The organism is Chthoniobacter flavus Ellin428 (genome assembly GCF_000173075.1).
Lineage (GTDB): Bacteria > Verrucomicrobiota > Verrucomicrobiia > Chthoniobacterales > Chthoniobacteraceae > Chthoniobacter > Chthoniobacter flavus.
In genome coordinates, this window is sequence record NZ_ABVL01000001.1 from 495,771 (window position 1) to 510,443 (window position 14,673).

The window sequence follows — 14,673 nt, forward strand, 5'->3', positions numbered from 1 at the left end:
GATCTGGACGCTTTGCCGTGTGCGCTTTCGTGTTGCGGTTCTCGGTTTTGCCTGTTGGGTGGAAGCGATCTGACGAGTTGCTTGTCTGTGGCCTGGCAAAAAACGGGAGGTCGATGAAGGTCCTCTCGGTTCGTACGATAACGGAATGAAAACAGAGGCTGGGGGGCGACTCCTGACCCGAGGTTTAGAGTGGCCACTGCTCCCGCCTCTTAGTTGGCCCCCGGCGACCAAAATCATGAGCTGTATCTGTTAGCTGCCCTCTTCTTTGCGGGACGGCAAGCCGCATGCTTAATTGTGTTACATTATATTTACAGTCAGCTTGGGGTTTCGGATTGTCCCGCCATAGGTAATTGTGCTGAAATCGCCGAATGTTCCCAGGGCGTGATCTCGCAAGTCGGTATTTGGTCGGCAGTGTCTTAATCCTTTTCATCCTCACGATCGGCGGAGTGATGATCTGGCGCTGGCGCGTCAATCATCAGTCTCCTTCCGGCCAGTCGGCTTCACAGAAGGCGAGTCCTCGAGCGCACGTCGCCTCCTCGACTCCTTCGGCGAAGCCCGATCCGGCGACGACCGCGGCTGCCTCCGTTCCCAGCGCTCCGACGCCTGCCTCCGCGGCGGCGACTCCTCAACCGGCACCGGCGAATCCGCTGCTCCAAGGTAAACGACTGGGCTACTTCACCAGCCAAAAGTCGGGCAACGGCGAACCCGACGCCGCGCGCCAGGCTGCGGTTGAGGCGTTGCAGGCGCGAGTCCCTCAAGTCGCCGTTCAATTCGATCCGATCACCGGCGCGCCCAGCTCCATCACCAGCGTCGGCCGGTTTCTCACTCCCGCCGTCGCCCCGGGCGGCGATCCGCTGGCCCAGCTTCGGCAGTTCGTGAATGACAACTCCGCGCTGTTTTCCCACGACGCGAGCGCCCTGGCCGCCAGCCGGGTGACCCGCGACGACGTCACCGCGCACAGTGGCATGCACACCGTCGTATGGCAGCAGCAGGTGGATGGGATCCCGCTCTACAACACCATTTTCAAGGCCAACCTGACCGGTACTGGCGCGGTGGTGGCCGTGGGAAGCCAGTTCATGGCCGACCCGACGGCGGGGACGCAAATGGACGCCACGCAACGGGCCGCCCTGATCGCTCAACCACCGGTGGATGCCGGTAATGCCGTTTCCCTGGCGGCCGCGAATATCGGCGAGCAAGTCGCCGCGGAACAAGTCGCCGCGGCCTCGTCACCCACCGGCGCCGAGCGCCGGCAAAACCTGGCCGCTCCGAACCTCTCCGACGTCGTTACGCTTCTTTCCTGGCTGCCCATGGACGCCAACAAGGTACGGCTGGCTTGGGACGTGACGTTGATGAGCACCAAGCAAAAGGCGATGTATCAAATGCTGGTCGACGTGCAGACCGGCGAAGTTCTCCTGCGCCGCTCGCTCACCGCAGACATTAGCAATGCCAGCTATCGCGTTTACGCCGATGGCACGAGCTTGCAGCCATTCGATAGTCCCTCACCGATGTCGCCCGGCCTTCCCGCACCGGGCAGCACGCAGCCGACGGCGGTCAGCCGCAACGTCATTACCACCCAGGCCTTTGACACCACCGCATCGCCGAATGGCTGGATCGACGACAGCGGCACCGCCACCTACGGCAACAACGTCGATGCCCATCTCGACACCGGCAATACCAATCCCGCTTACGGCGCCGGCACGCACGCGGTCTCCTTGACCCGGAATTTCGATTTCACCCTCGATCTAACCCAGGACCCCACCACCTACCAGAACGCCGTCCTCACTGAACTCTTCTACGCCTGCAACTACTATCACGATAAGTTGTACGAGTTGGGGTTCACGGAAAGCGCCGGTAACTTCCAGCAGAATAACTTCGGTCGCGGCGGTGCCGGCAACGATGCCGTGCTGGCCGATGCCCAGGACGGCAGCGGGACGAACAATGCCAATTTCTCCACGCCGGCGGACGGCTCGCCCGGCCGCATGCAGATGTATATTTTCACGGGGCCGTCCCCGCATCGGGACGGCGACCTCGACATGCAGGTGGTGTTTCACGAACACACTCACGGGGTGAGCAACCGCCTCGTCGGCGGCGGGGTGGGGATCAGCCAGTTGCAAACCCAGGGCATGGGCGAAGGATGGTCGGATTTCTACGCGCTGTGTCTCTTGAGCAAGCCCGCGGATGACGTCAATGGCACTTATCCCGCCGGCGCCTATGTCACTTACCAACTGAGCGGGCTGACTTCGAACTATTACTACGGCATCCGTCGCTATCCTTACACGACGGACATGACCAGGAATCCGCTGACCTTGAAGGACATCGATCCGACGCACGCCAGCGCGCATGCGACCGTTCCTTGCAGCCCGATTTTCAGTCCGCCGAATGTCAATTCCTCCGAGGTGCACAATCAGGGTGAAGTGTGGTGCGTCACTCTCTGGGATGTGCGGGCCAATCTGGTCAACAAACTCGGTGCCGTTGCGGGCAATCAAATGGTGCTGCAACTGGTGACCGACGGCATGAAGCTGTCGCCCGCCAATCCGACCTTTCTGCAAGCGCGCGATGCCATCATTCAAGCGGATCTCGTGGACAACGGCGGCGCGAACAAGAACGAACTGTGGAACGCTTTCGCCAAACGCGGCATGGGCGCCAGCGCGACGGTTCCTGCATCGAACACCACGACAGGGGTGATCGAGGCCTACGATCTGCCCGACAGTCTGAATGTTTCTCCGGCCAGCACCTACCTCGCCCTGGGGCAGGCAGGCGGTCCGTTCACTCCCCCGGCTCAAGTCTATACGCTGACCAATAACGGGACTTCACCGATCTCCTGGAGCGCTGCGAATGCCCAGCCCTGGCTGACCCTCTCCGCCACCGGCGGCACGCTGGCCAATGGCGCCTCTGCCCAGGTGATCGCCACGCTCAACAGTGCGGCCACCAACCTGGCCAACGGAAGTTATTCCGATTCCATCACTTTCTCGGACATCACCACGAGCCTCAGCCAGAACCGGAGTGTATCATTGCGCGTCGGCCAGAAGGACTATTTCACCGAGCAATTCACCTCGGGAAACGACACCGACAACCAGAGTTGGCTCTTCACCCCGAACGCGTCGAACAATTTCTACTCCGTACGGCGCACGCCGACCACTGCTTTTCCCACCGATCCCACCGGGGGCACCAATCTGCCCCTCAGCGATGATAGTTATGCGCTCGTGACGCTGACGGGCGCCCAGGTCAGCCTGTACGGGACGACTTACTCGTCGTTCTACGTGGGCAGCAATGGCTACATCACCTTCAATTCCGGCGACAGTACCTACAGTGAATCTCTGTCCGCGCATTTCAATCGGCCGCGGATCTCGGCACTCTTCCGGGATTTGAATCCTGGAACCGGCGGCACGGTTTCCTGGAAACAGTTGTCGGACCACGTGGCGGTGACCTGGCAAAACGTCCCGGAATTTGGAACCAGCAACTCGAACAGCTTCCAGATCGAGCTCTATTTCGATGGCCGGCTGCGCATCACGTGCCTGAACATTGCCGCTTCGACCGGTCTCATTGGTCTATCTCAAGGTCTGGGCATTCCCGCGGATTACCTGGCCAGTGATTTTGACACCTATACCAGCGTGCAATTTCAACTGGCGATTCCCAGCACGACGATCGAGGGAGCGGGTGTGCTCGCGGGGCAGGGGATGGTCAACTTCTCCGCGGCCCAGGCCACGGCCACCACGGTCTCGCTCGTTTCCAGTAACACCTCCAAAGTCACGGTTCCAGCCAGTGTCACGATTCCGGCCGGGCAAACCTCGGCGACATTTGATCTCACCGTCATCGACAATGCCATTCTCGATGGCACGCAGACTTCGGTGATCTCAGCGACCACTGCCGGTGGTTACGCGGACACGAAGGTGATCGCCGTGCAGGATAACGAGACGGCGGTTCTTTCCGTTGGCGCACCTTCGGTAGTCAGCGAGGGCGCGGGAACAGTGCAGGGAACAGTCAGCATCAACTCCGCTCCGGCTGCGGATATTTCCGTGACGCTTTCCAGCAGCGACACCAGCGCCCTCACGCCTCCGGCCACGGTGACGATTCCCGCCGGGCAAACCTCGGCGAATTTCCCGATCACGATCATCGACGATCACAAGATCAACGGAACTCACAACGCGACGGTCACCGCGCATGTGGCCAACTGGACCGATGGCGCTGCCACGGTCGCCATCCAGGATAATGAAAGCGTGGCTCTTACCTTGAGCATTCCTGCGTCGATGAGCGAAGGACAAACGGTCTCCGGAACGGTTTCCATTTCCGGAACATTGACCACGCCGCTGACGGTTTCGTTTTCCTCGAACAATACCAATCGTTTGGCATCACCCGCCCAAGTCACCATTCCGGCTGGTTCGACCTCGGCCACGCTCAGTCTCAATGCGCCGGATAATTCGGTCCTGGACGGCACCGCCAATGTGACGATCACCGCCACGGCCTCTGGATTTACCAATGGCATTCGGACGATCCAAGTCCTCGACAATGAAGTAGACCACTTTGTCTTCGCGACCATTGGCTCTCCGCAGCCGCTCAGCACTCCCTTTGGGGTGACCGTCACCGCTCTGGATGTGAACAATGCCGTCGTTGCCGGATTCACCGGAACGGTGACTTTCTCAGCCACCGCCGGAGTCACGGTTTCGCCGGGCACTTCCACGAATTTCGTCGGCGGCCAATGGACGGGCAATGTTTCGGTGACCGGCGCCGCCGGCACCACCAGCCTCATCGCGACCAATTCCGCCGGCGCCACCGGCCAGAGCAATACCTTCACCACCACCGTGCCCGTGGTCAGCTCAGTCTCTTTGGCCAGCAACGATCTCGTTTACGATCCGGGCACGAGCAGGATTTATGTCAGCGTGCCCAGCACCGATACCTCCGGTCGGGCGAATACCATCACGCCGCTGGATCCGGTGACTCAGGCTTTCGGTACGCCAATCCCGGTGGGCACCAATCCCTCCAAGTTGGCCGTTTCCGACGATAACCAATTCCTCTTCGTCGGCCTGCGCGGTGCCTCCACCGTCAGCCGGATCGCTCTCGCCTCGCAATCCATCAATCTGCAGATCAATTTGGGCAGCGCCTCCGGCAGCTCTCTTTATGCCGAGGATATCCAGGTGGTTCCCGGCAATCCTCACGCCATCGTCGTCTCGCGCGATACAGGTTCGAGCAACTACGGCGTCGCGATCTTTGATGACGCGGTGCAGCGGACGACGACCGTCGACGGCTATTACATTGCCTCCTCCATCGCCTTCGGATCTTCGCCCAACACCGTCTATGGCGCGAATGGTGATGACAGCGGATTTGAATTCCGGCGTTTCACTATCTCCAGCTCAGGCATCGTGCAGCAGGACTCGCTCAGCGATGCTTTCCAACAGTATGGCACGAAGCTCCGGGCGAGCGGGAACCTGCTCTTCGGTTCCGACGGAACGGTCATCGATCCGGTCAACCGCAACCTCGTCGCGCGGTTGCCGGTCTACGGTCCGGTGCAGGCGGACGTTCCCAACGGACGCGCCTACTACCTCGCCAACGGAAGCGATTCCACGCATCTCGTGCTGCACGTTTTCAATACGACGACATTTGCGGAAATCGGCTCGCTGACGATCAGCGGAGTCAGTGGCACTCCGGGCAGCCTCATTCGCTGGCCGGGCGGCCTGGCCTTCCGCACCAGCGGGAATCAAATCTTCATTATCAATACCGCGTTGGCCACCGTGCCTGCCAACACGGCGGATCTCGTGGTGACCCAAATCGCCTCGCCTTCGCCGGCGGTGGCCGGCCAGCCGTTGACCTTCAGTTACTGCGTCACGAACGCCGGACCTGCGGCCGCGGCCAATGCGAGCCTCAGCAGCACCTTGCCGGGTGGGGTTAGCGTGGTTTCCACCACCAGCACGCAAGGAACCGTCTCGACGAATCAGGGTGTGGTGACCGCCAATTTGGGAACGCTGGCCGCCGGCGCCACCGCCACGGTGGCCGTGACTGTCCTGCCCAGCGCTGCCGGATCGCTGACCAGCACCGCTTCCGTGACCTCCTCGACGGCGGATCCGATCACCACCAACAACACCACCTCCCAGGCGGTGACCGTCAATCCGCCCAGCAACAGCGGTCCGCAGATCTCCGTCATCGCATTGCCAGTCAGCGACCTGGCGTATGATGCAATCGGTGGCCAGTTGTATGCCGCGACTTCCTCCTCCGGCGGATTGCTGGCCAACGCCGTTGCCGCTATCGATCCCACCTTCGGCGGCGTCACCTCCTTGTGGGCCGTCGGTTCGAATCCCGACCGGGTGGTCTGCTCCGACGATGGCCAGTTCCTTTATGTCGGATTGCGGAGCGCTAGTTCGATCAGCCGTTTGAACCTGGCGAGCAAGACCGTCGATTTGCAAATGAACCTTGGCACGGATCAATACGACGGCTTCCTCAGTACCGAGGATCTGGCAGTCCTGCCGGGTCAGGGCCATTCCCTCGCGGTTTCCCGCTACGGTTACAGCAACTACAACGATGGGGTCGTGATCTTCGACGATGCCGTTCAGCGACCGGCTTCAGTCTCCAGTTCGGCGACGGACATCGTCTTTGGGTCCTCGGCAAATACGCTCTACGGCTACAACGGCGAAGATACGGGCTTCAACTTTTTCCGCTTCAACCTTTCGCCGAATGGCATTTCTCTGCTCGATTCGACGTCCAATCTTCTCGGCGGTTTCTCCACCGGTATCGCTGCCGATGGCGGTTTCGTTTACGGCTCGAATGGTGCGGTGGTGAATCCGCAAACCAAAATGCTGGTGACCACCCTTCCGGCCAGCGGTCTCGTTTGCCCGGAGGTGGTCCGCAACCGCGTCTATTTCCTCACCCAGAATGGTTCGACCGCCACGCTGAAGGCCTTCGATGCCACGACCTACGCCCAGGTCGCGACCAGCACGGTCTCGGGACTTTCGGGTAGTGCGGCTCGGTTGATCCGTTGCGGAGGGCAGCGCCTGGCCTTCTGCACCTCGGGCGGCCAGGTCTTCATCGTGCGCGACGCCACGCTCGTCCCATCCATTCTCAAGCTCTCGGTGCCGGCGGTGACGGTCGAAGGCGCCGGCCAGCTTTTGCCAGCGGGAACCGTTTCGGTCTCCGAGCCGCAGAGCTCGGACATCACGGTGAATCTCACCTCCAGCAATACCTCGAAGATTACGGTGCCGCAGAGTGTCGTCATTCCCGCCGGACAGCTTTCCACTGCCTTCGCTCTCACTGTCCTCGACAATACGATTCTCGATGGTCCGCAGAAGGTCGTCATTTCCGCCGCGGCCACCGGTCTGGCTACGACCACCGCGAGCATTCAGGTCAACGACAACGAGACGGCGAGCTTCTCGGTCACGCTGCCTTCGTCTGCCCTTCAGGGCGGCACCTTCCGGGGCATCGTCACGATCAGCGCTCCACCGGCGAATGACATCGTCGTTTCGCTCTCCTCCAACTCGCCCTGGCTGCAAGTGCCCGCCACCGTTACCATCCTGGCGGGACAAACCTATGGCGTCTTCACCGCGACGGTCCTCGATGCGGGACAGGTCATCGGTTCGCAGAGCGTCAGTGTCACGGCCCACGTCGATAACTGGACGGACGGCACGTCGACCTTTAACATTGTCGACGGCGTCAATCCCGCTAACTGGCCCAACTTCGGCAATGGAGCGGGACATACTGGCTATCAGCCGGTGATGCTCGGCACCGCATCCTTTGGGGCAGGCTGGTCCACCACTTCCACCGCCAGCTCCAACGTCTTCGGTTTGAACCAGGTGGCCGTCTCGGGCGGAGTGGTTTATGTTACGCCCTACACCTATTCCAGCGATAGTTACGTCAGCGCTCTTGACGCGGTTACGGGCACCGAAATTTGGCGGCACACCTTCGCGGTGCCGGCCTTTTCGGTGAATCCGCCGACGGTTTATGGCGGCAAGATTTACGTGCAGCGTGGCGATAGTTATAACGACTCGCAGTTGTGGTGTTTTGACGCGGCTACCGGCAGCCCCAATTGGGATGCGCCGTTCTCTGCACAGTGGGAACGCTATTTTGCTCCTTTGGTGATTAATGGTGGTGTTTGGGTCGACGGAGGCGGCGGTGGCGGTCTCTACGGCTTCAATACTAGTGACGGTACCCAGCGCTTTTTCAATTCGTCGATAGGACAATACGACCAATGGACGCCCGCCTACTATAACGGTGTCGTTTATACTTGGGTCGCCGGAAACTTCCGCGCCCACGATCCGCAAATGGGCTCGATCCTCTGGTCATTGAACCTCGGCGGAACCTGGAACACAACGTCCATGAACACTGCGCCGGTGGTCTATCAAGGACGTGCATTCGTCGTCGGCAGCCCCAATCTCTACGCGGTTGACCTCACGACACATGTCTCGCCCTGGAACGTGGCTGGTACCTTCAAGGGAACGCCGGCGGTGGCCAACGGCGTCGTCTATGCGTTGAGCGCCGACAAAGTCTATGCCTACACACGCAAACTGGGGCATTACTCGGCACCTATGCTTCCAGCGACACGAATATTGCCGGCAACCGATCGTCACGAATGACACACTGATCGTCGCCTCCAGCACGGCGACTTATATCTTCAATCTGGCCAATTTCTCGCTCCGGCAGACCATTCCGAAGGGCGGTAATGTCACCCTGGCCAACAATGTTCTCTACATCGCCGGCAGTGATCGTGTCGTTCGCACTTATACTCCCTCCGGCCTGGCTTCGATTGCCGTATCTTTGCCCGCGTCGGTGACCGAAGGTGGAACCGCTGTCACCGGTACGCTGACGCTTTCTCAAGCCCAAGTGACCGATACGGTCGTCAATCTGGGCTCGAGCGACAGCTTGCGAGTGATCCTGCCCACCAGTGTCACCGTTCCGGCCAATCAGACCAGTATCACCTTCCCGCTTTCGATTGCCGACGACACCTATCTCGAAGGCCCGGAAAACGTCACCGTGGCCGCCGCCGTGACGAACAATGCGCTGCAAGGTGAGGAGCGCGGTCATTGGCGTCATCGATGATGAGACCACAACCATCGCACTATCCGCTCCGGCTACGGTTAGCGAAGGGACGGCCTTCGCCGTCACTGTGAACGTCGGTCCGGCGCTGCTGAACGATGTCACGGTTTCGCTCACTTCCAGCAATGCGAGCGTGCTGAGCGCGCCGGCTACGGTGGTCATCCCGGCTGGACACAACACCGTCACCTTCAATGTCGCGGCGTTCGACAACGGGATGCCCAATGGGACGCAGACGGCTTCGCTCACCGCGCATGTCGCGGGTTGGACCGATGGTTCCGCCACGGTCAGCGTCCTCGACAACGGCAATACCGGTGCTGGAAACTGGCCCACTTTCGGCAACGGCCCGGCGCATACCGGCTTCCAGGCCGTCACCTTGGGAAATACCGCTTTCCAAGCCGGATGGACGACGGCATCCGAAGGCAACACCACCTCCTTGAATCAGGCGGCAATCGCCAATGGAAAAGTCTTCGTCGATCCGCTGATCCTGAGTGGAAGCCCCTATCTCGTGGCGTTCGATCAATTCTCCGGCGGGGAATTGTGGCGGCATCAGTTTACCAGCGCAAACTCGGTCAATCCGCCCACCTACGACTCCGGAAGTATCTTCGTCCAGCGGAGCAACAATTCCGGAGATACCAATTTGTGGTCCATCAATGCGGCCACGGGGGCGACTAACTGGAGCGCCCCATTCGGTTCGCAATGGGAAAGCTACCTCGCGCCGACGGTCTTCAACGGCACACTTTGGATGGATGGTGGCACCTATGGCGGACTGTACGGATTCAACGCCAGCAATGGGAGCCAGCTCTTTTTCAACTCGTCGCTCGAGCAATTCGACGAATGGACGCCCGCTTATGCTAACGGCGTGGTTTATACCTGGATTGCCGGGAACTTCCGCGCTCACGATCCAGCGACCGGCGCGATCCTGTGGACGGCCTATTTGGGCGGCAGCTATTACACGTATGACATGAATACCGCTCCCGTGATTGCCGCGGGCCGGGCTTTCGTCGTCGGCAGGCCCAATTTATTCGCTGTCGATCTGACCACCCACACGTCGCCTTGGTCTGTTTCCGGGACCTTCACGGGAACGCCGGCCGTCGCCTATAACGTCGTCTATTGTATCGAGGGAAACAACGTCCAGGCTTTTGATACCCAGACCGGCGCGCATGTGGCAACCTACAGCACCGAGGACAACGCACTCGCCGGACAGCCCATCGTCACCAATGACGCCTTGATTGTCGCGTCTTCCTCGAAGACTTACATCTTCAATTTGCAGACCGCGGCGCTGATGCAGACGCTTCCCAACGGCGGTGCGCCGAGTCTGGCCGGTCGGGTCCTTTATCTTGCCGGAACGGATGGCGTCCTTCGCACCTATTCTTTCGCCACCTTGCCGCCGACCGATCTGGCCATTACTCAGACTGCCTCGCCCAATCCAGTTACCGCCGGCGGCACCGAGACGATGACGTTGGTTGTCACGAACAATGGTCCCAATACGGCGAACGACGTTTCCGTTTCCGACATGATGCCTGCGGGGCTCACGTTCGGATCCGCCACTTCGACGCAGGGGAGTTGTTTTCAATCCGGCGGGATTGTGTCTGCCAGTTTGGGCGTCCTCCCCAGCGGCGGCACGGCCACGGTAACGATCACCGCCACGGCTGGTACTTTCTCCAACCAGACCAATACCGCCAACGTCACCTCTTCGACTTTCGATTCCAACCTGGCCAACAACAGCTCGTCGCTTTTGCTCAACCCGGTGCCGCCGACCGTCACCACGCTGGCCGCAACCAGCATCCGTGGTACTTATGCCACTTTGAATGGAACGGTGAATGCCAATGGCTCGAGCAGCGCCGTCAGCTTCAATTATGGCGCCACGTCCGCCTACGGCAGCAGTGCGACGGCCACTCCTTCGACTGTGACCGGCTCCACTTCCACGGCGGTCAGCGCCACGGTGACCGGCTTGAGCCCATTGACGACCTACCACTTCTGCGTCTCGGGAACCAACGGTGGCGGCACCAGCGCCGGTAGTGACCTCACATTCACCACGCTGAATAACAACGCGAATCTCTCCAGCCTGGTGCCCAGTACGGGGGGCTTATCGCCGAGCTTTGCCAGCACCACCTATAGCTATACGCTCGCGCCCTCGCTGCCCTATACGACTTCCGCCATCCGCTTCACCCCGACCGTGGCGGACAGCAACGCCAGCGTGACCGTCAATGGAACGGCGGTCGCTTCCGGCACCGCCAGCGCCCCCATCTATCTCAGTCCCGGGAGTAACACCATCGCAGTGGTCGTTACCGCCCAGGATGGAGTCACCACGGCTCGTTACAACGTCACCGTCACCCGGTTGGCCGGGGCATTTGCCAATACCAGTTCGATGCTCGCCCCGCGGTCCAGTGCCGCCATGGCCCTGCTCGGGAATGGGAAGGTGCTGGTCGCGGGTGGAAACGTATCCGGAAACGCGACCGCCGCCGCCGAACTCTATGATCCAACCACCGGTATCTGGTCGGGGACGGGGGGGATGACCACCCCGCGCGCCCAGGCCATTGCGACGGTGCTCCCGAACGGCAAAATACTGGTGGCCGGCGGCTCGAACTCCTCCGGGTCCCTCGCCACTGCGGAACTCTATAACCCCGCCACGGGTTCATGGACCCCCACCGGCTCCCTGCATGCCGCGCGTTCTCTCCATAATGCCGTGCTCCTCAATACGGGCAAAGTCCTGCTGGCCGGCGGTTACAATTCCACCGCGCTCAATAGCGCGGAATTGTATGACCCATCCACCGGCCAGTGGACGGTGATCAATTCGATGAACACGGCCCGTTACTCGGCTGCGGCGGCTTTGCTGCCCAGCGGCAAGGTCCTCGTCGCCGGCGGTGAAAGCGTCACCAACGCAGCCATTCCCGTAGCGGAAATCTACGATCCGGTGGCCGGCACGTGGACGGCCACCACCGGTTCCATGGCCACCGGCCGCTACAATCACACCCTCACGGTTCTGCCCAATGGCAAAGTGCTGGCCGCCGGTGGATTCGGCACGACTGCACTGAACAGTGCGGAGTGGTTTGATCCCACCGCACTGACCTGGAGCAGCGTCGGGTCGATGACTTTCACGCGGCAAGCTCACACCGCGTCGTTGCTGCCCAACGGCAAACTCCTGGTCGTGGGTGGCGGGTCGACCAGCGCGGAAATCTTCGATTACAACGCCTCGAGCTGGAGCGCCACCGGTGCGCCGACCGCCTCGCGTTCCGCGCATGGCGCCACCGTCATGCCCAATGGCAAAGTCTTGGTTGCCGGCGGAGCCAATCTTGTCGCCGAAACCTATGACTTTGGTGCCAGTGCCTGGACGAGTTACACCTCGTCGCGTGCTGCAGCCAATGAGATGGTCAAATTGCTGCCCAACGGAACCGTCCTCGTGGCTGGTGGGAACATCGGCGGCAGCCTCAATACCTGCTCGCTGCTCTATCCTCCCACCCTCGCCTGGTCGAGCACCGGCAGTATGGCCACGGCCCGGTCCAACGCGGCCTCCGTGCTGTTGACCAGCGGGAATGTGCTCGCGGTCGGCGGCGTGAATGCCGGCATTCCGCTCGCCAGCGCGGAGATTTACAATTCCACTGGCGGCACGTGGGCCACCATCGGTTCCCTGGCCACGGCGCGCATGAGCCACACTGCGACCCTCCTGGCCGACGGCAGCGTCCTGGTGGCCGGGGGCACAACCACCGGTTCCGTCTACACCGCGACCAGTGAGGTTTTGAATCCCGTCACGAATACCTGGAGCAGCACCGGCAGCATGGTCACGGCGCGCAGTGCTCACGCTGCGATCCAGGTGCCGAACGGCCGGAGCGTGTTCGTCTCTGGTGGCCTAAATGCGAATGGGACCTTGGCCAGTTTGGAAACCTATAATCCGGCGGGCGGCAGTTGGACCACGGTAGGCAGCCTAATTACCGCGCGCAGTTCCCACACGATGACTCTGCTGCCCAATGGCAAAGTGCTCATTGTGGGTGGCGCGGACTCCACCGGGACACCGCTGGCCAGCGTGGAGCTTTACAACCCCTCGAACTCGCAATTGGTGCCCACCGGCTCTCTGGCGACGGCCCGCTCCGGCCACACCGCCACCTTGCTGCCCAACGGAAAAGTCCTCGTCACCGGCGGTATCGGCACTGCGGGCTATCTCAACAGCGCGGAGCTTTATGATCCGCTGACTGGCGTCTGGACCTCCGCGGCCAGCCTCGCTACTGCGCGCGCCACCGCGGGAGCCACTTTGCTGGCGAATGGAAAGGTTTTTGTCCACGGCGGTTACAACGGTTCGTACGTCTCCAGCTTCGAACTGTTCGATCCCGGGCTTGGTGCCAGCGGCAGTTGGCAGCCTGTGTTCTCCGCTCAGTCGACGCAAATTCTGCCGAACAGTCTCCTCGGGTTCAGTGGCTCGAATCTTCGCGGCATCAGCGGCGCCTCGAGCGGTAGTTCCCAGGATGCTGCGTCCAATGGGCCGGTGTTCCAATTGCGCTCGCTGGAAAATGGGCAGACCGTTTATGTGCTGCCTTTTTCCGGCACCACGTGGACGACCACTTCCTTCCTGTCGGGTTCGATTTCGAATTTCCCCTACGGCTTCGCCATGGCCACGTTGATTACCAATGGCATTCCCGGCACCTCGGCGCTGGTCGATTACGCGCCGGCAAGTAATGCCAACCTCAGCAATCTGGTCGTGAGCGCGGGTACGCTCAGCCCCGTCTTCTCGAGCGGCACCATCAGCTATACGGATTCGGTGGCCAATGCCGCCGCATCGATGACGCTGACGCCTACGCTGGGCGACGGTAACGCGTCGGTGAAAGTGAATGGCATTCCGACCATCAATAATAACCCCAGCTCGTCCATCAATCTCAACGTGGGCGCGAATACCATCAATGTCGTCGTTACGGCCCAGGATGGGTACACGGTGAAAACGTATTCGCTCGTCGTCACCAGGGCGCCTTCCTCCAACGCCACCCTGGCCAACCTCGTCCCGAGCTCCGGCGTGCTGACGCCCGCCTTTGCCGGCACCACGACGACTTACACCGCCAATGTTTCAGACACCACGGGGGCTATTACGCTGACGCCGACCGTGGCCGATTCCACGGCAACGGTCACCGTCAATGGTGCGGCGGTCGCCTCCGGTTCTCCGAGTAATTCGATCAGCCTCAATACCGGCCCGAACACCGTCACCGCCGTCGTCACGGCTCAGGACGGCACCACGACGCTGACCTATTCGCTGACCGTAAACCGCCTGACCAACGTGCAAACCTGGCGCCTCACTCACTTCGGGACGCCCGACAACACCGGCAATCGTGCAGACATGGCCGATTACGACAACGACGGCCTCCCGAACATCGTGGAATACGCCTTCGGTCTGGATCCCTCCTCAGCCGCTTCCTGCACCCTCCCGCAACCGATGCTCAACGGCAACACCATGACCATCTCCTTCACCGAGCCCACCGGTGTGACTGGCATCACCTACGGCGCGGAATGGTGCTCCGGCATGAATCCGAGTTCATGGTCGCCCGTTCCGGACACCGGCTCGGGAACCACTCACATCTTCAGCATCACCATCGATAACAAACCTTCGAGCTTCATGCGCTTGAAGGTAACCACGCCGTAATCCTGCTTCGCAGCCGGATCAGAGCCTACTTTTTCGAT

The 14,673-nt window shown here is 61.0% G+C and carries 3 protein-coding genes; all 3 read left to right on the forward strand.

Annotation, left to right across the window (positions count from 1 at the left end; translation table 11 throughout):
* Nucleotides 1–401 precede the first annotated feature (401 nt).
* From CFE428DRAFT_RS02060 to CFE428DRAFT_RS32805, 3 genes are read left to right on the forward strand one after another with little or no spacing between them, the layout of a single operon-like run.
* Nucleotides 402–8,555, forward strand: a complete 8,154-nt coding sequence (locus CFE428DRAFT_RS02060; RefSeq protein ID WP_042724213.1) for a M36 family metallopeptidase — start codon at nucleotides 402–404, stop codon at nucleotides 8,553–8,555.
* Entirely contained in the window at nucleotides 8,470–9,018 is a 549-nt protein-coding gene (locus CFE428DRAFT_RS02065; protein WP_042724214.1) for a hypothetical protein, read from the forward strand. The genes CFE428DRAFT_RS02060 and CFE428DRAFT_RS02065 overlap by 86 nt, the downstream gene beginning before the upstream one ends.
* Nucleotides 8,987–14,635, forward strand: a complete 5,649-nt coding sequence (locus CFE428DRAFT_RS32805; protein ID WP_237705417.1) for a Kelch repeat-containing protein — start codon at nucleotides 8,987–8,989, stop codon at nucleotides 14,633–14,635. Before CFE428DRAFT_RS02065 ends, CFE428DRAFT_RS32805 begins: the two co-directional genes overlap by 32 nt.
* Nucleotides 14,636–14,673 lie beyond the last annotated feature (38 nt).

Excerpts from the sequence above, each read along its gene's own strand:
- CFE428DRAFT_RS02065 (WP_042724214.1), top strand. The coding sequence starts at position 8,470 with ATGCCTACACACGCAAACTGGGGCATTACTCGGCACCTATGCTTCCAG.